This window comes from Nocardioides luteus, from assembly GCF_014648595.1.
In the GTDB taxonomy this organism is placed as follows: Bacteria; Actinomycetota; Actinomycetes; order Propionibacteriales; family Nocardioidaceae; genus Nocardioides; species Nocardioides luteus.
The window spans coordinates 1-21442 of sequence record NZ_BMRK01000032.1; the positions used below are offsets into that span (position 1 = coordinate 1).

Sequence of the window (21442 nt, forward strand, 5' to 3'; positions counted from 1 at the left end):
CGTTCTTCCAGTCCCGGGACAACGGCGACGGCACGGTGGAGATCCAGGCGCGAGTCTCTCGTGCGGTCGGTCTGCGGTTGCGGACGATGCTGGACTCGTTGGCGCAGCCGCGGAAGTGGTCGGCCGAGGAGAAGGGCCGCAAAGCCCCCTACGACCGACTGCTGGGTCAGGCCTTCGCGCGCGTCATCGAGACCTACGACGTAGAGAACCTGCCGCGTCATGGTGGTCACGCGACCACGGTGTTTGTGACAATGAGCCTCGAGGAGCTCCGCAAAGACCTGGCCACCGCTTCGCTCGGGTTCGACGGTGAGAAGATCACCGCCGCCGAAGCCAGAAGGATGGCGTGCAACGCCGACCTCGTCCCGGTCGTGTTGGGCACGGACTCGGAGGTCCTCGATCTCGGTCGCACCGCCCGCCTGGCGCATCCGATCCAACACCGCGCACTCCGCCTACGAGACAAGTGTTGCCAGGCAGAAGACTGCGATTCCCCAGCCGCCTGGACCGAAGCCCATCATCTGAAACCCTGGGGCGAAGGCGGCACAACAGACCTCGCAAACATGGTCTTGTTGTGTCCTCGTGACCATCATCGGATCCACGATCCGAACTACACCTATGACCGGCTGCCTGACGGGCAGATTCGGTTCACCCGACGCGCCAGTATCTGACCCGCACCCCTGCGCTACCGGTGGTCGAGCCTGTCGAGACCCCCACCCCGGAGATCGAGCTTGTCGAGACCCCTTGAGCAACGCCGGCCCGGTCTGTTGCGCCCCTCAGACCGATGTTCCGGAGAGGGTGGTCTCGACAAGCTCGACCACCGAGGCTTGGCTCTCGGCATGGTCGGTCACCGAAGAAGACTGTGTTGGTCTGAACGCGCCTCCGCGCCTGGCGGCTCCGGCGGCTCGGCCGACGACGTCCTAGGGAGCCTGTTGACGCCCTCGGTGGTCGAGCCTGTCGAGACCCTCTTTGAACGCCACCGGCGCTGTCCTGTTGTTGCCCGATCGTCCACAGAGGGTGGTCTCGACAAGCTCGACCAGCGATGAAGACACCGAGACTTCAGCCGTGACGACGGCGACTGGCGAGCAACCGTGCCCGGTCTCGACAGACCTCCGCCCAGCGGCTCCAGCGGGTCGACCAGCGGCAGCGAGAGGGAGGCATTCACCGTCAGCACCGGTGGTCGAGCTTGTCGAGACCCCTTTTCGGGAGGGCCGGCCCTGACTTGTGCGCACCACCGGCCTGATGCTCTGAATGGGTGGTCTCCACGGGCTCGACCGCCGGTGGCGACCACTGGGGTTCAGGCGCGGTGAGAGCGACCGGCGAACGACTGTGTTGGTCTCGACACGCCTCCGCCTGGCGGCTCCGGCGGCTCGACCAGCGGGGGTGAGTGGTCCCGCTCTCTTGACCGCTGGCTCTTCCAAATCACCTGAGCCCGCGCCACACCCCTCGCCGCCGCCCCGATATTGGCGGAATCTCTTCTCGATCGGGGGCCGGGTCAAGGACCGCGAAGCGGCCGCGTAGCGGCGGGCGAAGCCCGTCCTTGACGCGGCGCGTGATCGAGAGACACTGAGAGATCGGGTCGGCGGCGAACGTCGGAACGAAAAACACAGTCGCTGACCGATGTCCGCACGCACGCGGGTCTCGACAAGCTCGACCTCCGGGGACGCGGGTCTCGACAAGCTCGACCTCCGGGGACGCGGGTCTCGACGAGCTCGACCACCGGTGCAACGCACTATCGCACACGTCGGTCGCGCACGGCGATAGTGCATGGGCAACCTGCCTCGACCGTGGCACGATCGGGATATGACCGTGCCGGAGGTGCTGCGGCCCTATGTCACCTCGTTGGTCGCCTACGACGTGGACTTCGGGGCGCCCGGGGTGCATCGGGGGATGCCGTCGACGGAGGCGACGGTCGTGGTGCAGGTCGGGGAGCCGTTGGTGACCTCGTGGGGGAGCGGGACGGAGGCGGTCACGGCTTGGGGGCTGGTCTCGGGGCTGCACACCAGGCCTGCGGCGATCCATCATCCCGGCAGGCAGCGGGGTGTACAGCTCGGATTGACCACTGCTGGGGTGCGGGCGTTGTTCGGGATGCCTGCGGCGGCATGGAGCGGCGAGCTGCTCGGGTTGGACGAGGTGACGCCCAGAGATGGCGTACGTCATCTGCCTGAGCGGCTGGCGGAGACCGATCGGCGGCATTGGCGACAGGTCGTCGTGAGCGGGCTGGTCGATGCGCTGGCGCGCCACGGCGAGCCGGGGCCGCAGGCTGAGGTCGGGCGGGCGCTCGCGCTGCTGACCGGGGGAGCGGGGGTGCAGGAGGTGGCCGATGACGTCGGGTACAGCCGGCGTCGGATCAGTGACCTGGTCCGGGCGGAGACCGGGGTCGCGCCCAAGCAGTTCCAGCGGCTGGCCCGCTTCGACCGGTCCCGCGCCAAGATCGGCCGGATGCCGCTGGCTCGGGCCGCGACGCTCTGCGGCTATGCCGACCAGGCACACCTGACACGGGAGTGGCAGGAGTTCGCCGGGTGTACGCCGACGACGTGGCTGCGCGAGGAGTTCCCATTCGTTCAAGACCTCGCCGACGCGTAGGCGGTTTGCTGGGTGCATGAGCACCGAGAACGACGTAGCGAAGATCAAGTACTGGCAGTCGATGGCGTTCGAGGACGCCGAGAAGATGATGGCCTGGCTGAGCGCGGTGGGTTTCGTGGAGCACGCCACCTACCGCGAGGACGGCATCGTGGTCCACGCCGAGTGGCTCTGGCCCGGTGGGGGAGGGCTGATGTTCGGGCAGGTACGCGAGGGCGGCGGCATCACGACGACCGGCGGTTCCTCGGCCTACCTGGTCCACGACGACCCGGACGCGCTCTTCGACAAGGCGGTCGCCGCCGGCGCGACCGTGGAGCGGCCGATGGTGGACCAGGACTACGGTGGCCGCGGCGGCACGGTACGCGACCCGGAGGGCAACTCATGGTCCTTCGGCAGCTACCAGCCTTCATGACGCATCGCGATATCGCACACCCTGGTCGCCAGCCGCGATAGCGCACGAACCCCGCCACGACAACGACGGTTGAGACGAGGCAGGCCCGGCAGCACCGAGCGTCTAGCCTTGAACCCATGGAGAAGACCGGGAACGCAGGGGGAGGGCTGTCGACTCTGACCGGCCCGGTCGAGATCATCGGCGTCGGGCTGCTGGGCACCTCGGTCGCCCTCGCCTGCTCCTCGGCGGGGATCGAGGTGCTGCTGAGCGACGCGGTCGCCAGCCACGTACGCACCGCGACCGGCCTCGGGGCGGGCCGCCGCCGCAAGGACGGCGACCAGCCGCAGCTGATCGTCGTCGCCGTCCCGCCGGCCCACCTCGGCGAGGTGATCGTCAAGGCGCTGAGAGAGAACCCGGACGCGGTCGTGACCGACGTCGGCAGCGTGAAGGCGTCGCCGCTGGCGTACGTGCGCGAGCACAGCCCCCGGGATGTGAGCCGCTACGTCGGCGGGCACCCGATGGCCGGCAGCGAGCGCTCGGGCCCGCTGGCCGCGACCTCGGCGCTCTTCGAGGGCCGGCCGTGGGCCGTGACGCCCCACGCCGACGCCGACCCGCGGGCGACCCAGCTCGTCGACGAGCTCGCCGCGCTCTGCGGCGGCGTACCTCTCAGCCTCAGCCCCGAGGACCACGACCAGGCCGTGGCCCGCACCTCCCACGTCCCGCACCTGATGGCCGCCCTGGTCGCCGGCCGGCTCGCGGTCGCACCCGAGGGCCACCTGGGACTCAGCGGCCAGGGCGTACGCGACGTCACCCGCGTCGCCGCCGGAGACCCCGGCCTGTACGGCCAGATCGTCGCCGGGAACGCCCGGGCGGTGACCGACCTGCTCACCGAGGTCCGCGCTCAGCTCGACGAGATGATCGCCGCGGTCGGCAACGGCGACGCGGCCGCCCTCGACGTGCTCCTCAAGGAGGGCCAGGCCGGCACCCGCGCCATCCCGGGCAAGCACGGCGGCCCGCAGACCGCCCAGGCGATCGTCTACGTCACCGTGCCCGACGAGCCCGGCAACCTGGCCAGGCTCTTCGCCGACGCGGGGGAGAGCGGCGTCAACATCGAGGACGTACGCATCGATCACGACCCCGGCCGCCCCGTCGGTGTCATGGAGCTGGTCGTGGCCGAGACCGCCGCCGATCAGATGCAGGCGGTTCTGGAGTCCCGGGGTTGGGTCGCGCACCGGTAGGCTCCCGCCCGTGAGCAGCAGCAACCCCATCAGTGAACCCGCCCGCATCGTCATCGCCGTCGACGGCACCTCCGGCTCGGGCAAGTCGAGCACCTCACGCGGGGTCGCCGACCGCCTCGGGATGCGCTACCTCGACACCGGTGCGATGTACCGCGCGATGACCTGGTGGATGCTGAGCAACGACGTCGACGTGCACGACGCCGAGGCGATCGCCGCCGCGGCCGGCAAGCCCGTGATCACCTCCGGCACGGACCCGCTCGGCCCCACCATCTCGCTCGACGGCGCCGACGTCTCGGTCGAGATCCGCAGCGACCAGGTCAACGCCGCCGTCTCCCCGGTCGCCACCGTCCCCGAGGTCCGCGCGCGCCTGATCGCGCTCCAGCAGCAGGAGATCCGCGAGGCGCTGGCCGCCGGCACCGGCATCGTGGTCGAGGGCCGCGACATCGGCACCGCGGTGTGGCCCGACGCCACCCTGAAGCTGTACGTCACCGCCGACCCGGCCGCCCGCGCGGCCCGCCGCGCGGCCGAAGAGGGTGGCAGCGACGCCGCGGCCGTCCTCGCCTCGCTCCAGAACCGCGACAAGATCGACTCCACCAAGGGTGGTGCGGCCGTCCCCGAGGGCGCGACCCACCTCGACACGACGCCCTACACGCTCGAGGAGGTCATCCACCTCGTGGTCGAGCTCGTCGAGACCACCGTGGGGGACACAGCGAGCAAGGCGGGGGAGTGAGCGCGAGCCCGATCGCGGGCACGCCCCGCACCGACCTCCCGCGCACGGACGACGTGCCGCACCCCACCCGGTGGCCGCTGAACCATCTCGACGGCCCCTCGCGGTGGCTGATCCGGCGCCGTTTCGACGTGCGGCTGCACGAGACGGAGAACATCCCGAAGACCGGGCCGGTGGTCTTCGCCTCCAACCACATCGGCATCATCGACGGTCCGCTGCTGGCGATCTTCACCCCGCGCCCGGTGCATGCGCTGACCAAGATGGAGATGTTCGAGCACTGGTTCCTCGGCCCGTTCCTGCGCTGGGCCGGCCAGATCCCGCTCTACCGGTTCGGCAGCGACCCGGCCGCGGTGAAGACGGCGCTGCGGGTGCTGCGGGCGGGCGGCGCGATGGGCATCTATCCCGAAGGATCCCGTGGGGCGGGCGACCTGGTGCGGTTCAACCGCGGAGCTGCCTACTTCGCGCTCGCCTCGGGGGCTCCGGTGGTGCCGGTGACCATGCTCGGCAGCCGCGACCCGGGCGGCGGGGTCTCCTCGCTGCCCCACAAAGGTGCTCGGATCGACATCGTCTATGGCGAGCCTTTCCACGTGGAGCGCGTAGGCTGGCCACGTACCAGGGAACAAGTCGGGCATGTCTCGGGTTTGCTCCAGAAGCACATGCAGGTCCAACAGGACCATGCCCTGGCGTTGACCGGTCGTGACTTGCCCGGTCCGCTACCTATCGAGGAGAACAATGACTGACCCCGACGTCTCGTACGAGGACGTACGAGACACGCACGAGTCCGACGAGACCCCGACCGGCCCGCTGCCGGTGCTGGCGGTCGTCGGCCGCCCCAACGTCGGGAAGTCGACCCTGGTCAACCGGATCATCGGTCGCCGTGAGGCGGTCGTCCAGGACGTACCCGGCGTGACCCGTGACCGCGTCTCCTACGACGCGGACTGGAACGGCAAGGCCTTCACCCTGGTCGACACCGGCGGCTGGGACCCCGACGCCCAGGGCCTGGCCGAGCGGATCGCAGCCCAGGCCGAGATCGCGGTCTCCCTGGCCGACGCCGTCCTCTTCGTGGTCGACGCGACGGTCGGCATCACCGACGCCGACGAGGCGGTCGTACGCATCCTGCGCAAGTCCGGCAAGCCCGTCGTCCTGGCCGCCAACAAGGTCGACGACATGCGCACCGAGGCCGAGGCCGCCGCGCTGTGGAACCTCGGGCTCGGCGAGCCGTGGCCGGTCTCCGCGCTGCACGGTCGCGGCTCCGGCGACATGCTCGACGCGATCCTCGCGGTGCTGCCTGACCCGCCGCCGCTGCCCGAGGGCACCGAGATCGGCGGCCCGCGCCGGGTCGCGCTGGTCGGCAAGCCCAACGTCGGCAAGTCGAGCCTGCTCAACAAGCTGGCCAAAGAGGAGCGGGCGGTCGTCGACAACGTCGCCGGCACCACCGTCGACCCGGTCGACGAGCTGATCGAGCTCGGCGGCCGCGAGTGGCGCTTCATCGACACCGCGGGCATCCGCAAGCGGGTCAAGGAGTCCTCGGGCCACGAGTACTACGCCTCGCTGCGCACCACGACCGCGATCGACCGTGCCGAGGTGGCCGTGCTGGTCATCGACGGTGGCGAGAAGATGTCCGAGCAGGACATCCGCATCCTGCAGACCGTCCGCGAGGCCGGTCGTGCGCTGGTGATCGCGTTCAACAAGTGGGACCTCGTCGACGAGGACCGCCGCTGGCAGCTCGACCGCGAGATCGAGCGCGAGCTCGTCCAGGTGCAGTGGGCCCCGCGGATCAACATCACCGCCCGCACCGGCTGGCACGTCGACCGGCTGGTCCCGGCGCTCGACAAGGCCCTCGAAGGCTGGGAGACGCGGGTCGGCACCGGCGCGCTCAACTCCTTCCTCGGCCGTCTCGTCGCCGAGCACCCGCACCCGGTCCGTTCGGGCAAGCAGCCGAAGATCCTCTTCGGCACCCAGCCCTCGACCGCGCCGCCGACCTTCGTGCTCTTCACCAGCGGCAAGCTCGAGGCCTCCTACGAGCGCTTCATCGAGCGACGCCTGCGCGAGGAGTTCGGCTTCGTCGGCACCCCGATCGTGCTCCAGCAGCGCGTGCGGGAGAAGCGCAAGCGCTAGCGGAGGCTACGGGGCGGACGTCAGCTGGTCGTCGAACCGGCCGTCCGCCCCGGCCTGCACCCAGCCGTGGGTCGCCGCGTGCCAGCCGAGCTGCATCCGCGTCTCCACACCCGCCAGGTCGAGGAGCGCGCGCACCCGCCGCTGGACGGTACGCAGCGACGTACCCAGCTGCTTGGCGACCGCCTGGTCGGTGAGCCCGGCGAGCAGCAGACCGAGCACCTGGGCGTCCTCGTCGTCGACCTGTTTCGCGAGGTCGCCGGTGAGCCCTGAGGTGCCCACGAGCATCGCGGTCGCCCGGTCCCACACGTTCTCGAAGAGGGCGATCAGCGCATCGAGCAGGGTGCTCTCCCGCACCAGCAGCGCGCCGACCACGTCGCCGGAGGAGGTCAGCGGCATCAGTGCCAGCCGCCGGTCGACGACGAGCAGCTTGAGCGGCACCTGGTCGGCGAAGCGGACCTCCTCGCCGGCCTCGGTCGCCTCGATGGCCTCGTCGACGGTCACGTCGTGGCTCTCGAGCATGCTCCGCTCGACCACGACCCGGTACTTGACGCCGCGCTCGACCGCCTTGTTCTCCGCGGAGTTCTCCTGGCTGGAGGTCACGATCACCGGCGGGCGCACGAACGCGTCCACGCGCTCGCGGGCGCCGAGCTGCACCTGCTCGAAACGGTGCCGGACGGCGTCCTCGCCGTGGATCACGTCGACCACGTCCGTCGGTCCGCGGCCGGCGGCCGCCAGCCGGTAGGCCTCGTCGAGCCGGCTGAGCTCGATCTCGGCGTGGCGCACCTCGTCCTGCTGTCGGGCCAGCATCGCCCCGAGCGCGATCGCGGGCGGGGCAGCGGCGAAGCGGCGCTCGTCGCCGGTGATGCGCGCGGCCAGGCCGTACTCCTCCAGCCGGCGCAGCAGCAGGTGGGCCTCGCCGGGGGAGGTGCCGAAGGCGCCGAGCGCCTCCGCGAACTCCGCCGCGGTGGCGGAGGGCATGGTGATCAGCTCGCCGTAGGCGAGGGTCTCATCAGGGGTCAGGCCGAGCACATGCCGAGCATGGCACTTCTGCGACAGCTCGGTGACATCCGGCCGGTGTCGGAGGCGCGCCATGCCGTAAAACCGCCACGGCGTCGCTCTTGTCGCCTGTCGCATCCCATTGACAAGGTCCATCTCCATGAGACCCCCAACAACACCCGGCCTCTCGGCCGCCACCAGGACGATCGCGGCAGCCGCTGCCACGACCGCTCTGGTCGCGACGATGGCCACCAGCGCGCATGCGACCCCAGGCGAAGACCCGAAGCCTGCGGGCCCCCAGACCGAAGCCGGCACCACCCTTGCCGGCTCGGCGATCCGTACGCCCGCCCTCGATGACGGCCGCACCACGATCACCCTGGTGACCGGCGACGTCATCGACGTGACCTCGACCGACGACGGCGTCCTGACCCTCGGTCTCGACTCCGCCGACGGCGCCATCGAGACCCAGCAGGTGGGTGAGCACCTCTACGCGATCCCGGCCGCCGCGAAGCCCTTCCTGGCCGCCGGCACGCTCGACCGCCGGCTCTTCGACGTCACCGCGCTCCTCGAGATGCGCTACGACGACGAGACCGTCAAGGCGACCCCGCTGATCCTCGAGCAGGCCAAGAGCCGGGCCAAGGCGGCCGATCTCCCCGGCACCGAGCGCACGCTCGACCTGCCGAGCATCGACGCCGACGCGGTGGCGGTGAGCAAGAAGAAGGCGTCGGCGTTCTGGGCCGCCGTCGCCGAGGCCACCACGCGCGCGGCGCACGCCACCGGCAAGCTCGGTGCCGGCGTCGAGAAGATCTGGCTCGACGGCAAGGCCGAGACCACCCTCGACCACAGCGTCGCCCAGGTCGGCGCGCTCGAGGCATGGGCCGCGGGCTTCGACGGCAAGGGCGCCAAGGTCGCGGTCCTCGACACCGGCATCGACGCCGGCCACCCCGACGTCAAGGACCAGGTCGACGAGGCCCAGTCGTTCGTCCCGGGGGAGGAGGCCACCAGCGACCTGCACGGGCACGGCACCCACGTCGCATCGACCGTCCTCGGCACCGGCGCGGCGAGCGAGGGTCTCTACAAGGGCGTCGCGCCCGGCGCCGACCTGCTGGTCGGCAAGGTGCTCGACAACGACGGCTTCGGCCAGGACTCCTGGATCATCGCCGGCATGGAGTGGGGCGCGGCCAACGCCGACGTCGTCTCCATGAGCCTGGGTGACTCCAGCCTCAACGACGGCACCGACCCGATGGCGCAGGCGCTCAACGCGCTCAGCGAGGAGACCGGCACCCTGTTCGTGGTCGCGGCCGGCAACAGCTACGCCGAGGGCTCGCTCGGCAGCCCCGGCACCGCCGACGCGGCCCTCACCGTCGGCGCCGTCGACGATCAGGACGTACGCGCCGACTTCTCCAGCTACGGCCCGCGCATGGGCGACCACGCCATCAAGCCCGACCTCACCGCGCCCGGCGTCGGGATCGTCGCGGCTCGCTCCCAGCAGTCGGCCGGCGAGGGCTGGTACCGCTCGATGAACGGCACCTCGATGGCGACCCCGCACGTCGCCGGCGCGGCCGCGATCGTCAAGGGCGCCAACCCCGACCTCACCGGCGCGCAGATCAAGAAGGCGCTCGTCTCCTCGGCGGCGGACATCGACGCCCCGGCGTACGAGGTCGGCACCGGTCGGCTCGACGTGCCCGCTGCGCTCGACGGGATCGACGGGTCCGGCGACGGGTTCCTCGGCTTCTACGGCTGGCCGCACGACGGTGACGAGCCCGCCACCAGCACCGTCACCTACACCAACTCCACCGACGCCGACGTCACCCTCGCGCTGAGCACCGACGTCACCGGTCCCGACGGCAAGGCGAGCGACCTGGTCGAGGTGTCTAAGGACGAGGTCGTCGTCCCCGCCCACGGCAGCGCCGAGGTCACCATCACGGCCGACGCCGACGACGCCACCCTCACCGGCAAGTACAGCGGCGCCGTGGTCGCCACCGACCCCTCCGGCGAGGTGAGCGTGCGCACCGCGACCGCGCTGATCAAGGAGGAGGAGCGCTACGGCCTCGACATCACCGCGCTCGACCGCTCCGGCAAGCCCGCCGGCGGCTACGTCACCTTCTACCGCTACGGCGACCAGTTCGTCTCCAACCTGCCGCTCGACCCCGCCACCGGCAAGGTGCCGACCCAGCGGCTGCGGCCCGGCACGTACTCGGCCACGGCGTTCCTCGACGTCGCCGGCTCGGAGGGTGCCGGCTCGACCGGCGTCGCGCTGGTCGGTGACCCGCAGGTCGTCGTCACCGACGAGGACCAGTCTCTGGTCTTCGACGCCCGCAAGGCCGACGAGCTCACTCTGAAGACGCCGAAGGACAGCGAGGTCGCCTACCGGCGCTTCCAGTTCTTCAACGACTCCGGCATCGACGGCCAGTACGCGACCTTCTCCGCCACCTACGCCGTCCCGCCGAACGTGGACTCGTTCTACGCCGAGGCCGGTCGCGTCGACAGCGCCGACTTCGACTTCGCCGTACGCTGGCGGGCCACCGAGCCTGCTCTCGACGTGACCGCTCGGACCCCGAAGCCGGTCGCCTTCGACCCGGTCTACCAGACCGGCTCGGCCCGCCTCGACGGACGGGTCTCGCTGCGAGCCGTCGCGGCCGGCAAGGGCGCGAGCGCCGACTACGAGGGTCTCGACACCAAGGGTCGCGCCGTCGTGGTGACCAGGTCCGACGATGTGACCATCGCCGAGCGGGAGGCCGCGGCACAGGCCGCCGGAGCCGCGCTGCTCGTGGTCGTCAACGACCGTCCCGGCCCGCTGGTCGAGCGGGTCACCCAGGGCGACCTGCCAGTCGTCTCGGTGCGCTCCACGCAGGCGGCCGAGCTGCTGGCCGCGGCCGAGAAGGGCTCGCTGAAGATCGAGGGGGAGGCCGTCGAGTTCCCGACGTACCTCTACGACGTGTCCAAGAGCTGGCCCGGTGAGATCCCGGGTGAGCTGAGCCTGGCCCCGACCAGCCGTCAGCTCGCCACCGTCAAGAGCCGCTACACCGACACCGAGCGGCGCCTCGCCGTCGACGACCGTGCCGACTGCCGCGACTACCAGTGGCCGCCCTGCCTCAGCGTGCGTGCGTTGCAGCCGACGGCCGCCGAGCGGACCGACTACGTCTCGACCTACGCCGACGTCACCTGGTACGAGAACGTCGACCACGAGACGACCTGGGAGCAGCGGGGCGTGCGCCAGGCGTACGAGCCGCGCAGCACCACCGTGCGGCACTGGTTCGCTCCGGTGACCGCTCCGCGCACCGGTGACGGATTCTGGGGTCCGCGTCACGACGCCGACTGGTTCCAGGTCAACGTCGCGAACGCGAGCGGTCCGGACGGGATCACCGGCGGCTTCCCGTGGGGTGAGACGCCCGTGACCTCCCGCCTGTTCCAGGGCGACACCCTGGTGGACGAGGGCCCCGGCCAGGCCATCCAGGCCGCCGTGCCGGTGGTCGAGGGGCCGCAGACGTACCGCTTCGAGATCGACACCGACTCGCCCGGCGACTCGCTGCGCTACTCCTCGAGCACGCGTACGTCCTGGACGTTCGTGGCCGACCTGGCCGACCCGGTCCCCGCCGGTGAGGTCGGCGCCCCGCTTCCGCTGCTCCAGCTCGACTACGACGTCGACACGGCGCTGGACGGCACGGTCCGCCCCGGCGCTCAGGTGCCGTTCGCGGTCGAGCCCTACGCCGTGCCCGGAGCCGAGCGCGCCGGCACGGTGAAGGCGGTGACGCTCGAGGTCAGCTACGACGGTGGCAAGACCTGGTCGGAGTCGAAGCTGCGCAAGGACGGCGACCGCTGGGAGACGCGTCTGCGGATCCCCGCCCAGGGCGCCGACCTGGTCTCGATCAAGGCCACCGCTAGCGACGACGCCGGCAACGCGGTGACCCAGAAGGTCGTCTCCGCCTTCGGGGTCGACCACTGACCGACGACGGCTGAGCAGCAGAAAGCACCGGGCCCGCAGGTCGTGAGACCTGCGGGCCCGGCGTACGTCTGGAGCTTCTGGCTAGGCGGCGGAGCCGTCCTCCTCGGCGGCCTCGGCCGGCGCGGCGAGCCGCTCCAGCACGCCCTGGTAGAGCTTGGTGAGCGAGGCGACCTCCTCGGGGGTGAACGCGTCGAAGAGCACCTGACGGATGAGCTTGACGTGCTCGGGCGCGGCGGCCTCGATGGCCTCCAGACCGGCCGGGGTCAGGTCGACGAAGGCACCGCGGCGGTCGTCGAGGCACTCACGGCGCTCGACGAGCCCGCGAGCGGCCATCCGCATCACCTGACGCGAGAGCCGGCTCTTCTCCCACTGGAGCTTGTCGCCGAGCTCGAACATTCGCAGCGAGCGGTCCGGGACGTCGGTCAGAGTTGACCAGGACGTCGTAGTCGGCGAGGGAGAGACCGTTCTTGGCCTGGAGGTCGCGGTTCATCCGCGCGGTGAGCTGTGCGTTCACGGCAAGCCAGGCACGCCAGGCGACCTGTTCGTCGTTGCTGAGCCACTTGACCTCATCCATGAGGTACACCTTACCGAGCGAGACCGATCGTTACAGCACCGCCGCCCTTCGCCGCAACGGTTGATGAAGCAACTAGACTTGCCGCGTCGACGCAGCCAGACAGATCCGACCGGGGTCAGCTTCGTCAGGATCCGAACAGTGGCACGAGGAGAGCACGATGAGCATCGACATGGACTTCATCACGAGGGACCGTGAGCGGATCAAGCAGGAATACCTGCGCGACGAGACCGACCGGCCGGTCAGCTCGGCGCGCGGCATCCACCACACCGCGCTGCTCTCCTCCGACGTGCGCCGGACGATCGACTTCTACCAGGGACTCCTCGAGTTCCCGCTGACCGAGATCTTCGAGAACCGCGACTACGCCGGCTCCGACCACTTCTTCTTCGACGTCGGCGCCGGCAACCTGCTCGCCTTCTTCACGCTCCCCGGCCTCGACCTGGGTCCGTACGCCGAGGTGCTCGGCGGGCTGCACCACATCGCCATCTCGGTGACTTCTGAGAAGTGGGACGAGCTGCGCGCCAAGCTCGACGATGCGGGCATCGACTACATCGTCGAGTCGAAGGCGTCCCTCTACTTCCAGGGCCCCGACGGCGAGCGGCTGGAGCTGCTCGCCGACCCGCTGGGGGAGATGTACGGCACGAAGGTGCTCTGATTCATCCGGCGAGCCGTCCTCACGGGCGGTCGAACGGGTCCTCGGGCACCTCGAGCTCGAGCTGCTCCTCGTAGACCTGCTCCTCCGCGCCCCGGTCGGCCAGCCACGCGGTCAGCGCGACCACGACCAGCTGGGAGCGGGACTCCGCGGCCATCTCGTGGGCCATGGCGTCGAGCACGTCGACGTTCGTCGCCAGCAGCCTCAGGGGCATGGTGACGTACGGGTCGTCGAGGCGCTTGGGCTGCGGCACCGTACGCATGAAGGTGCCGTCGGAGACCGGCCGGGTCTTCTCGCGCAGAGCTGCCTGGTGGGCACGCAGCAGGACCGGCAGCCGCGGGCGGGTCGCCGCGACGGCGTCGAGCATCACGTCGACCAGCGAGCGCGGGACCTGCTGGCTGTAGGTCTTCCACTGCGCCGCCAGGGAGGCTGGCACGGAGAGGCTGATCGCCTGGACCGGCATGCCCTGACGCCGCCCGGCGCCCTCACGCTTCGACCTCGTGCGGTGGGCCGGGGTGCCCTTGCGCGAGATCGGGTCGAGCTTGGCGGGCGCCGGGTCGGTCGTCTCGAGGCTCAGCTGGTTCGGGTCCTGGTTCGTCTCCTGGGTGGCGTTCGGGGCTGTGTTGGATGGGGAAGGGGAATCCGACACGGTGTGCTCCTGTGGTGGGTGTGATCCATGTGTCAGGAGTGATTGTGTCGGAGACCACCGACACCTTGCTGAGGGTGGGTCTCAGATCACCAGGCTCAGCGCCAGCACGAACACCAGACCGGAGACCGAGAGCACCGTCTCCATCAGCGACCAGGACTTGATCGTCTGCACGACGTCGAGGCCGAAGTACTCCTTGACCAGCCAGAACCCCGCGTCGTTGACGTGCGAGAAGAAGACCGATCCCGCGCCGACCGCGAGCACCACCAGCGAGACCTCGGCTGCGGGCATGTTCGCGACCAGGTCGACCACCAGGGAGGCGGCCGTGATCGTGGCGACGGTCGCCGAGCCCGTGGCGAGGCGGATCAGAACAGCGAGCACCCACGCGAGGACGATCGCGGAGATGCCCGAACCCTGTGCCCAGCCGGCCAGCTCGGTGCCGATGCCGGTGTCGACGAGCGACTGCTTGAACCCACCGCCGGCGGCGACGATGAGCATGATGCCCGCGATCGGCGGCAGCGACTGCTCGACGGTGCTGGCGATCCGGCGGCGATCCATCCCGGCACCTCGGCCCAGGGTGAACATGGCCACGAGGACCGCGATCGTCAGCGCGACCAGCGGGTTGCCGATCACGTCGAAGACCTGCTGCACCCGGTTCTCCGGGTCGTTGATCGTGATGTCCACGATCGCCTTGGCCAGCATCAGCACGAGCGGCAGCAGCACGCTGAACAGCGTGATCCCGAAGGAGGGGCGTCGGACGTCGTCGGTCTCGTTCGGTGCGGCGTCGAAGGTGTGCGGAGCGTCGACCACGACCCAGCGGCCGGCGAGACGACCGAAGAGCGGACCGCTGACCACGATGACCGGGATCGCGACGATCACGCCGAGGGCCAGCGTCGTACCGAGATCGGCCTCGAGCGCACCGATCGCGGCCAGCGGGCCCGGGTGCGGCGGCACCAGGCCGTGCATGGCCGACAGGCCGGCGAGGGTCGGGATGCCGATCGTGATCAGCGAGACCTGGGCGCGGCGGGCGACCAGGTAGATCACCGGCATCAGCAGCACCAGGCCGATCTCGAAGAACATCGGCAGGCCGATCACCGCGCCGACGAGCGCCATCGCCCAGGGCAGCGTACGGACCGAGGAGCGGCTGACGATCGTGTCGACGATCTGGTCGGCGCCGCCCGAGTCGGAGAGCAGCTTGGCGAACATCGCGCCGAGCGCGATCAGCAGCCCGACGCCGGTCGCGGTGGACCCGAAGCCGTCGCCGAACGAGGTGATCACGTCCATCACGTTGCGTCCCGCGAACACGCCCACGGCGACGCCGCCGAGCAGAAGAGCGAGGAACGGATGCAGCTTCACGTAGCTGATCAGGACGACGATCAGGGCGATCGAGGTGAGCGCGGCGAGGAGGAGTACGCCGCCGGAGGCGACCGGTGCGACCGGCTCGGTCGCGGTGAGGATGGTCATGCGGACTCCTGGGGGATCTGGGTGGTCATCGGGGCGGTCACCGGGACGGACACCGCGAGGTAGCGCTCGACGATCGCGTCGATGTCCTGGGTGATGTCGATGGTCGTGCCGTGCTCGTCAGCAGCAAGCGGCTCGAGGGTGGCGAACTGCGAGCGCAGCAGCGACGGCGGCATGAAGTGCCCCGCACGAGCGGCGAGGCGCGCCTCGACCACCGCCGGGGTGCCGTCGAGGTGCAGGAAGCTCACCGTGGCGGCGCGGCCGCGGAGCAGGTCGCGATAGCCGCGCTTGAGCGCCGAGCAGCTCAGCACCGCACCGGTGTGCTCACGCTCGGCGAGCCAGCCGCCGAGCGTCTGCAGCCAGGGCTGCCGGTCATGATCGTCGAGCGGGCGACCCGAGGCCATCTTCGCGATGTTCTCCGGCGGGTGGAAGTCGTCGGCGTCGGCGAAGGGGACCCGGAGGCGCTGCGCGATCGCCGCACCGACGGTCGACTTGCCGGAGCCGGAGACTCCCATGACGACGAGGAGGCGGTGTCCTGAGCCTGTCGAAGGGGGATTCTGTGTCACGGGTCACAGGCTGCATCAAAAGGCATCCGTTTTGCAAGGCGATGTGATTTAACGGATTCCGATTGCTTGCCGCTGGGGATGTGCGACGATGCCGCCGTGACGACTTCGAGCGGCGATGCCGCACGCCGACTGCACCAGAGCGTCCGTGACGCGCTCGGGCGTCAGATCGTCTCGGCCGAGCTCGCTCCGGGCGCGGTGCTCACCCTGGAAGGGATCCAGGCGACGTACGACGTCTCCCGGCCGGTCGCGCGCGAGGCCGTCCGGGTGCTCCAGTCGATGGGCCTGGTCTCGACTCGCCGTCGCGTCGGCATCACCGTCCTGCCCCGGCAGGAGTGGAACGTCTTCGACCCGCTCGTCATCCGCTGGCGTCTCGACGGTGACGGCCGACGCGAGCAGCTGCTCTCCCTCTCCGAGCTGCGCCAGGGCTTCGAGCCGATCGCGGCTCGTCTGGCTGCTGAACGCGCCGCGCCGTCGCAGCACGGCGCGTTGGCCCGGGCGGTCGCCGACATGGTCGTCCATGCGGCTTCGGGCGATCTCGAGGCCTACTTGGAGGCCGACACCACCTTCCACCGCGTACTCCTCGAGGCCTGCGGCAACGACATGCTCGCCGCCTTCGGCGATCTCGTCGCCGAGCTCCTCGCCGGCCGCACCCACCACCACCTGATGCCCACCACGCCCAATCCGACCGCGATCGAGCTCCACGAGAAGGTCGCGATCTGCGTACGCAGCGGCGACCCCGCCGGGGCCGAGGAGGCCATGCGCGCCATCATCGACGAGGCCGCCGCGGCCCTCGCGTCGGCGCCGGACGAGAACGGCCGCGGATAGTCCCGTCCCTTCGTCGGCGTCGGCCGGTCAGGCGCGGTCGTGGAGCGTGATCCGGTAGCCGTCAGGGTCGACGAAGGTGAACGTACGTCCGAACGGCCCGTCGATCGGGTCGGCGACGACGGTGTGGCCGTCGGCGACGAGCACATCGTGGATGGCCTGCACGTCGCTGGCGTGCAACCAGACCGCGGTGCCGATGCCGGGGTGGGCCACTGAGTCGAGTTCGGTGTCGGGAGCAACCTCGCGGACCGCGAAGGCAACCGGCTTGGTCTCGAAGACGACGGCGTGCGGCGGGCCGGCGGGGGAGCGGGTGAGGCCGAGGTAGCGCTCGTAGAACGCCTGCGATGCGTCGAGATCGCGCACCTGCAGCGAGATGAAGTCAGGTCCGGTGACTGGCATGGGTTGCTCCTAGGTGTGTCAGTTATCTGACATAGAAATGTATGTCAGAATACTGACATGGGTCAAGACGATTCCGGCATCCACCTCGACACCTCCCTCGGCTACCTCCTCAAAGAGGCCTCCAGCGTGCTGCGGGTGGCGATGGAGGAGGTCCTGGGCCCGCTCGGCATGAGCATCACCCACTATTCCTGCCTCGAGCTGCTCGCCCAACGCCCCGGCCTCTCCAACTCCGACCTGGCCCGCGGCGCCTTCGTGACGCGCCAGTCGATGAACGTGCTGTTGAAGGCGCTCGAGCGCGACGGCTACGTGACCAGACCCGCCGCCGCCCCCGTCGGCAAGGCCCTCCCGACCGAGCTGACCGCAAGCGGCCGCCGCAGCCTCGAAGAGGCTTCCGCCGCCGTCCGCTCGGTCGAACGCCGGATGCTCGCCGGCCTGACCGAAGCCGACCAGGCCGAGGCTCTCCGGCTCCTGCGGAACATGGTCCAGTCCCTCCGCGAGCCCGTCGAAACGGTCTGACTGCGGGGCGCCGCGCGGACATCGAGCCCGATTGGTGAGCACGCGACGGCGTACGGTAATGTTCACAGCGCTTCGGAAAGAGCATTTCCTCCGAAGCTTCGGGCTGTGGCGCAGCTTGGTAGCGCACTTGACTGGGGGTCAAGGGGCCGCAGGTTCAAATCCTGTCAGCCCGACCGAAACAAACTGGCTCTGATCTGGGAAACAGATCAGAGCCAGTTTCGTTGTTGGCCGCCCATGCCTTGAAAAGGGATCGTGAGCCACCAGACCGGCCGAGATGGTGTCGCCATAGCGTTCCAGATTCTGGTCGAGACTCCGGCACTCTCCGATGTCCGGGGTGTGGCATATCCCGATGCCCCCCATGTAGCCGTCCGCGCGGCTGGCGCTGCGGTTGACGCCACCGTGGAAGTCGGCGCGGGTGATGGCGGCATCACCGGGCGGCGAACCCATGGACAGGCCTCAGCGCCTGCCGGCACCCCAGGCGCCGTGGTTGGAGATCACGACGAAGCCCAGGCGTTTGGCGAGGTCGGGATAGCGGTAGATGACGAGGCATAGCAGTTGCCGGCGTTGTCGGGCATCATCGTGGCGAGTCGGGCCAGCGAGAGGCTGTCGCGCTGGTTCGAGGACCAGTTGATGTGTCCCTCGGTGCCGTGCATTGCGAGGAACAGGGTCATGTAGCTGCCGTATGACGCCTTGCCCCACTCCTGCAGGTAATGGCCGATCTGGGCGCTATTGATCACCGGAGAGATGTGGTGCCGGATCTGCCTCTGTCCCTCTAGAAGCTCAAGGATCGGCCGTACGCTAGCCCTGCCGTCGAGGGTGTTTCTCCCCTTGCCTTCGAGGCAGCAGACGCCGTTCGTCATTTGTGATCGTCCTTCGCGCGGCTCTGGCTCGAGGCATGCTGGTTGAGCCGGGCAACGAGATCGATCAGATGAGCGATCTCGGCGTGGGTGGGGGACATTTCGTAAGCGTGCTGGTGGCATGCCTCGCTGAGCCGAGACCAGGCGTACTGGGCATGGTTGGCAACCGCAGGGGCGTCATCGCGGTAGAGCGCCTCGAGGCAGGAGAGAAGCGTGCGCCCATTGGCGCGTCGGCCAGGATCAAGCTGCTTTGCAGCGAGGAGGACGCCGATTGCGTCCTCAGCAGCGGCGCGCGCGAGCCAGGCCGCACGTCGGTTGGCGTGTGGGTCGCTCTGGTTCAGTTGTGCGCGTGCTGCGTCGAGCATTGTCGTCATGAGGCGTCCCGGACATCGGCGATGAGTCGCTCGACGGTTTTGGCCGCCTGCTTCGGGTCGACGTCGGACCGGAGTCCTTCGTGCATCGCAACACCTGCGTTGATGAGGCCGAACTTGCGGTGGTGGGGCGTGGCCCATGCGGCGAGCTCGTTGTGGGAACGGGGCTCGCCGAAGACGGCAAGGCCCACCTTCTTGCGGGTCGTCTCAGCACCGGCCCACGTGCCCTCGACCTTGTGGAGGTCCTCGCCGTTGGCTACGGCGCGAGAGAAGTACCGATCCTTGGCAGCTGCTTCGAGGGCGAAGCGGAGCATGCCAGGCAATGTGCGTCGAAGGGCGGCGTCGGCGAGTTGATGGTTCTCGTACGCCGTGATCATCGCGAAAGCGTCGCTGAGATAGCGCTTAGCGGGATCAGCGTGGGTGCGGATCTTGACCTTGGATCCGCTGGTTCGGGAGACCTCGAGGATGGTGGCATCGATGCTGGAGCGGCGTACGGCGGCAGGGAGCCGGTCGTCATGGGAGAGCACGATGACCTGCCGAGTCGCGGCGATCTCGCCCAGCAGGTCGACAAGACCGTCGACCTTGGCTGGATCCATGGCCTGGATCGGATCGTCCAGGATGAGGAACCTGAACGGCGAGCTGGCCATCGTCGCGCGAGGGATGAACAGGGAGAGCGCAAGGGCGTGGAGTTCGCCTTGGGAGAGAACAGGGATTCCGTCGGTAGGCGTTCCGTCGATGGCGGCGTCGATCTGGACTCGGCGTCGCGTGCTGGTACCGGCGAGCTGGAGGTTGCCGATCTCGATATTGCTCTCCTGGCGAAGCTTGCTCCAGGCGTGCTTAGCGCCGTCGGTGATCGGGGCCAGGCGCTCGTTCTTGAGACGAAGATCGTTCTCTTTGAGCCACTTCTCCGCAGCCGTGAGCCGATCGATGATCGGCTTGTCAGCGGAGGCGGCGTCGAAGGCGTCGCACCATGTGGCGATCTGGGATGCGAGCGGTTGCCAGGCATCGTCGAGTCGTTCGATCTCGGAGCTGACTGCGGCACGCAGGTCGGCGAGCGCAGGAAGCAGGTTCTCGATTTGCTGTTCGATGTGCTGAGCTTCGGCCAGCGCCGCGTCGTATCCGTCGCCGGGCGGGATGTCGATGAACCTCTCCCATGACGTGCGTGCGGCGGCAATTGCCTCCGCCACGGCGGTGGTTGGAGCCGATTGAAGCGCCCTGGGCCTGGGGGTGAGGATCTTACGGAGATCGCTGCGGGCAAGGTCGAGCGTCTGCCGCGCCAGGTCATACGCCTGGGCCTGTTGCCGACGCTGAGCCGCGAGTTCGCGGCTGGTGGCGGCCCAGGCTGCGTCGAGTGACCCTTGGCGGCAGACCGGGCAGGTCATGTCGCCATGTTCGCTGTGTACGGTAATGGCCTGCTCGAGGAGCTCGAGGCGGGCGAGTTCACGCTGCGAGAGGCCGGCCGCGTCGTCGGCGACGCTAGCCAAACCAGTGATGGCGGCGCGGATCCTATCGGCGACCCCACGTACCTCGCCGATCGAGTGCGGGAACTCCACGATGGCGAGACTCCGTAGTTCCGCGAGTGGGCCGCTGAGCGTCTGGGTGCCGGTTGCGAGTGCCCGGAGCGCGGCGGAGTCGGGTGCGGTCTTCCGCAGGAGAGTTGCGGCAGTGATTGCGCGGTCGTCAGTGAGTTGGGCGGCCTGTTTCTGGAGGCTCTTTCGCTGGGCGTCGACGAGACCGAGTGGCGCCTTGCGCTGCTTTAGCCGGTCTTTGACCAGCCCCCAGGCATCGGTGATCTGTTGAACGCCAAGGATGCTGGCCAGAGCGTCATAGAGCTTGCTCTGGCCCGACTCCAACAATCCACCGAGCTCGTCATAGGACGGCATCGGCCGGTACTGCTCCAGCGATGCCGCCCAGCCCAGGTCGGCCAGATCGTTGAGAACCACGGGGCGGCCGCTTGTGTGGCGCTGGACCACGGTCGTGTATTGGTCATGGGTTGTGGCTGTGTCTGGCCATGTAGCGGTGATCGAGATCGGGCCGTGGCCTTCCTCGACCGCGTCGACCCGAATTCGAGCGCGCTGGTGGTGGAGGTTGCGCCACCGCTCGCTCCACTGGATGCTGCTGCTCTTCGCCGCCCATCGGTAGGTGCTTCCCGTCAGCACGAGTTCGAGTGCCTCGGCCATGCTCGACTTTCCCGAGCCGTTTCGGCCGGCGATGATCGTCAGGCCAGGCCGCGGAGCGATGTTGACCTGCGTGGTCTCTCCTATGCCTCGGAAGCCCTCGACCTCCACGGAGGTGAGGAACGTGCCGTCAGTTTTACTCGGCCCCTCGGCGGCCGACACGTCAACATCCGGTGCCGTGCCGTAGTCGAGGTAAGCATCAAGCGCCTCTGGCCCCACAGTCGCCGCCAGGACCACTTGACCAACCGGCTCGTCAAGTCCCGAGGCCGCGACCTGCTCCTTCACCCAACCCATCAGCTCAGTGCTCACGAGGGTCGAAGTTAGATGAAACGCGACGGCGGGTACGGTGGGCGCAATCCGGTCGTCATCGATCTTGGGGATGGCATGCGATGGGGCGCGGATTGGTGTCTG

At 69.3% G+C, this 21442-nt stretch carries 21 protein-coding genes and 1 tRNA gene; 12 read left to right on the plus strand and 10 right to left on the minus strand.

Going from position 1 to position 21442, the window contains the following annotated elements; genetic code table 11:
- The 7 genes from IEY81_RS23110 to der all read left to right on the plus strand — a co-directional run.
- Positions 1–665: HNH endonuclease signature motif containing protein (locus IEY81_RS23110; RefSeq protein WP_189120850.1), on the plus strand; the 665-nt coding region annotated here is incomplete at its 5' end.
- A gap of 1132 nt (positions 666–1797) precedes the next feature.
- On the plus strand, positions 1798–2580 hold the full coding sequence (locus IEY81_RS23115) for a helix-turn-helix domain-containing protein (protein ID WP_189120851.1): 783 nt from the start codon (positions 1798–1800) through the stop codon (positions 2578–2580).
- A 16-nt stretch (positions 2581–2596) separates the two neighbouring features.
- On the plus strand, positions 2597–2989 hold the full coding sequence (locus IEY81_RS23120) for a VOC family protein (RefSeq protein ID WP_189120852.1): 393 nt from the start codon (positions 2597–2599) through the stop codon (positions 2987–2989).
- 116 nt (positions 2990–3105) lie between these two features.
- Positions 3106–4206 (plus strand): prephenate dehydrogenase, encoded by a 1101-nt coding sequence (locus tag IEY81_RS23125; RefSeq protein WP_189120853.1) that lies wholly within the window; start codon positions 3106–3108, stop codon positions 4204–4206.
- A 10-nt stretch (positions 4207–4216) separates the two neighbouring features.
- Entirely contained in the window at positions 4217–4936 is a 720-nt protein-coding gene (gene cmk, locus IEY81_RS23130) for a (d)CMP kinase (protein ID WP_189120854.1), read from the plus strand.
- Positions 4933–5673, plus strand: a complete 741-nt coding sequence (locus IEY81_RS23135; protein WP_229788109.1) for a lysophospholipid acyltransferase family protein — start codon at positions 4933–4935, stop codon at positions 5671–5673. Before cmk ends, IEY81_RS23135 begins: the two co-directional genes overlap by 4 nt.
- A complete protein-coding gene (gene der, locus IEY81_RS23140; protein ID WP_189120855.1) occupies positions 5666–7051 on the plus strand; it encodes a ribosome biogenesis GTPase Der in 1386 nt (461 codons plus the stop codon). Before IEY81_RS23135 ends, der begins: the two co-directional genes overlap by 8 nt.
- 6 nt (positions 7052–7057) lie before the next feature.
- Here the strand turns inward: der and IEY81_RS23145 are convergent, their stop codons facing one another.
- Positions 7058–8143 (minus strand): helix-turn-helix domain-containing protein, encoded by a 1086-nt coding sequence (locus IEY81_RS23145; protein WP_229788110.1) that lies wholly within the window; start codon positions 8141–8143, stop codon positions 7058–7060.
- Between the two features lie 64 nt (positions 8144–8207).
- Here IEY81_RS23145 and IEY81_RS23150 point away from each other — a divergent pair, with 64 nt between their 5' ends.
- Positions 8208–11993, plus strand: a complete 3786-nt coding sequence (locus tag IEY81_RS23150) for a S8 family serine peptidase (RefSeq protein ID WP_189120856.1) — start codon at positions 8208–8210, stop codon at positions 11991–11993.
- 81 nt (positions 11994–12074) lie between these two features.
- On the opposite strand, the gene IEY81_RS24410 is transcribed toward IEY81_RS23150, so the two are convergent.
- Entirely contained in the window at positions 12075–12389 is a 315-nt protein-coding gene (locus IEY81_RS24410; RefSeq protein WP_229788111.1) for a MarR family winged helix-turn-helix transcriptional regulator, read from the minus strand.
- A 335-nt stretch (positions 12390–12724) separates the two neighbouring features.
- On the opposite strand from IEY81_RS24410, the gene IEY81_RS23160 reads away from it, so the two are divergent.
- Positions 12725–13219 (plus strand): VOC family protein, encoded by a 495-nt coding sequence (locus tag IEY81_RS23160; protein WP_189120857.1) that lies wholly within the window; start codon positions 12725–12727, stop codon positions 13217–13219.
- 19 nt (positions 13220–13238) lie between these two features.
- Here IEY81_RS23160 and IEY81_RS23165 read toward each other — a convergent pair whose 3' ends face one another.
- From IEY81_RS23165 to IEY81_RS23175, 3 genes are all read right to left on the minus strand, one after another.
- Positions 13239–13865: a hypothetical protein gene (locus IEY81_RS23165; protein ID WP_189120858.1), complete on the minus strand. Its 627-nt coding sequence runs from the start codon at positions 13863–13865 to the stop codon at positions 13239–13241.
- Positions 13866–13946: 81 nt separating this feature from the next.
- Complete coding sequence (locus IEY81_RS23170; RefSeq protein ID WP_189120859.1) at positions 13947–15326, minus strand: GntP family permease; 1380 nt, start codon at positions 15324–15326, stop codon at positions 13947–13949.
- Complete coding sequence (locus tag IEY81_RS23175) at positions 15323–15889, minus strand: gluconokinase (RefSeq protein ID WP_306341466.1); 567 nt, start codon at positions 15887–15889, stop codon at positions 15323–15325. The genes IEY81_RS23170 and IEY81_RS23175 overlap by 4 nt, the downstream gene beginning before the upstream one ends.
- 96 nt (positions 15890–15985) lie before the next feature.
- On the opposite strand from IEY81_RS23175, the gene IEY81_RS23180 reads away from it, so the two are divergent.
- The gene (locus IEY81_RS23180; RefSeq protein ID WP_229788112.1) at positions 15986–16714 is read left to right on the plus strand and encodes a FadR/GntR family transcriptional regulator; all 729 of its coding nucleotides are present in this window, start codon (positions 15986–15988) and stop codon (positions 16712–16714) included.
- Between the two features lie 27 nt (positions 16715–16741).
- On the opposite strand, the gene IEY81_RS23185 is transcribed toward IEY81_RS23180, so the two are convergent.
- The gene (locus IEY81_RS23185; RefSeq protein ID WP_189120861.1) at positions 16742–17110 is read right to left on the minus strand and encodes a VOC family protein; all 369 of its coding nucleotides are present in this window, start codon (positions 17108–17110) and stop codon (positions 16742–16744) included.
- Positions 17111–17167: 57 nt separating this feature from the next.
- Here IEY81_RS23185 and IEY81_RS23190 point away from each other — a divergent pair, with 57 nt between their 5' ends.
- Both IEY81_RS23190 and IEY81_RS23195 read left to right on the plus strand, forming a co-directional pair.
- Positions 17168–17626: a MarR family winged helix-turn-helix transcriptional regulator gene (locus tag IEY81_RS23190; RefSeq protein WP_189120862.1), complete on the plus strand. Its 459-nt coding sequence runs from the start codon at positions 17168–17170 to the stop codon at positions 17624–17626.
- A 99-nt stretch (positions 17627–17725) separates the two neighbouring features.
- Positions 17726–17799: transfer RNA gene (locus tag IEY81_RS23195), tRNA-Pro, on the plus strand.
- Here the strand turns inward: IEY81_RS23195 and IEY81_RS23200 are convergent.
- From IEY81_RS23200 to IEY81_RS23215, 4 genes are read right to left on the minus strand one after another with little or no spacing between them, the layout of a single operon-like run.
- Entirely contained in the window at positions 17765–18073 is a 309-nt protein-coding gene (locus IEY81_RS23200; RefSeq protein WP_189120863.1) for a hypothetical protein, read from the minus strand. The two genes, IEY81_RS23195 and IEY81_RS23200, sit on opposite strands and share 35 nt — an antisense overlap.
- 47 nt (positions 18074–18120) lie before the next feature.
- Positions 18121–18486 carry a hypothetical protein gene (locus IEY81_RS23205; protein WP_189120864.1) on the minus strand — a complete coding sequence of 122 codons (366 nt, stop codon included), beginning with the start codon at positions 18484–18486 and terminating at the stop codon, positions 18121–18123.
- Positions 18483–18848 carry a hypothetical protein gene (locus tag IEY81_RS23210; RefSeq protein WP_229788113.1) on the minus strand — a complete coding sequence of 122 codons (366 nt, stop codon included), beginning with the start codon at positions 18846–18848 and terminating at the stop codon, positions 18483–18485. The genes IEY81_RS23205 and IEY81_RS23210 overlap by 4 nt, the downstream gene beginning before the upstream one ends.
- Positions 18849–18853: 5 nt before the next feature.
- Positions 18854–21340, minus strand: coding sequence for an AAA family ATPase (locus tag IEY81_RS23215; protein ID WP_189120866.1), 2487 nt, complete (start codon positions 21338–21340; stop codon positions 18854–18856).
- Between the last annotated feature and the right edge of the window lie 102 nt (positions 21341–21442).

What these genes read in the sequence shown, in the direction of transcription:
- IEY81_RS23115 (WP_189120851.1), top strand. Translation starts at nt 1,798, where the DNA reads ATGACCGTGCCGGAGGTGCTGCGGCCCTATGTCACCTCGTTGGTCGCC.
- IEY81_RS23120 (WP_189120852.1), top strand. Translation starts at nt 2,597, where the DNA reads ATGAGCACCGAGAACGACGTAGCGAAGATCAAGTACTGGCAGTCGATG.
- IEY81_RS23125 (WP_189120853.1), top strand. Translation starts at nt 3,106, where the DNA reads ATGGAGAAGACCGGGAACGCAGGGGGAGGGCTGTCGACTCTGACCGGC.
- der (WP_189120855.1), top strand. Translation starts at nt 5,666, where the DNA reads ATGACTGACCCCGACGTCTCGTACGAGGACGTACGAGACACGCACGAG.
- IEY81_RS23145 (WP_229788110.1), bottom strand. Translation starts at nt 8,143, where the DNA reads ATGGCGCGCCTCCGACACCGGCCGGATGTCACCGAGCTGTCGCAGAAG.
- IEY81_RS23150 (WP_189120856.1), top strand. Translation starts at nt 8,208, where the DNA reads ATGAGACCCCCAACAACACCCGGCCTCTCGGCCGCCACCAGGACGATC.
- IEY81_RS24410 (WP_229788111.1), bottom strand. Translation starts at nt 12,389, where the DNA reads ATGTTCGAGCTCGGCGACAAGCTCCAGTGGGAGAAGAGCCGGCTCTCG.
- IEY81_RS23160 (WP_189120857.1), top strand. Translation starts at nt 12,725, where the DNA reads ATGAGCATCGACATGGACTTCATCACGAGGGACCGTGAGCGGATCAAG.
- IEY81_RS23170 (WP_189120859.1), bottom strand. Translation starts at nt 15,326, where the DNA reads ATGACCATCCTCACCGCGACCGAGCCGGTCGCACCGGTCGCCTCCGGC.
- IEY81_RS23185 (WP_189120861.1), bottom strand. Translation starts at nt 17,110, where the DNA reads ATGCCAGTCACCGGACCTGACTTCATCTCGCTGCAGGTGCGCGATCTC.
- IEY81_RS23190 (WP_189120862.1), top strand. Translation starts at nt 17,168, where the DNA reads ATGGGTCAAGACGATTCCGGCATCCACCTCGACACCTCCCTCGGCTAC.
- IEY81_RS23200 (WP_189120863.1), bottom strand. Translation starts at nt 18,073, where the DNA reads ATGGGTTCGCCGCCCGGTGATGCCGCCATCACCCGCGCCGACTTCCAC.
- IEY81_RS23205 (WP_189120864.1), bottom strand. Translation starts at nt 18,486, where the DNA reads ATGACGAACGGCGTCTGCTGCCTCGAAGGCAAGGGGAGAAACACCCTC.
- IEY81_RS23210 (WP_229788113.1), bottom strand. Translation starts at nt 18,848, where the DNA reads ATGCTCGACGCAGCACGCGCACAACTGAACCAGAGCGACCCACACGCC.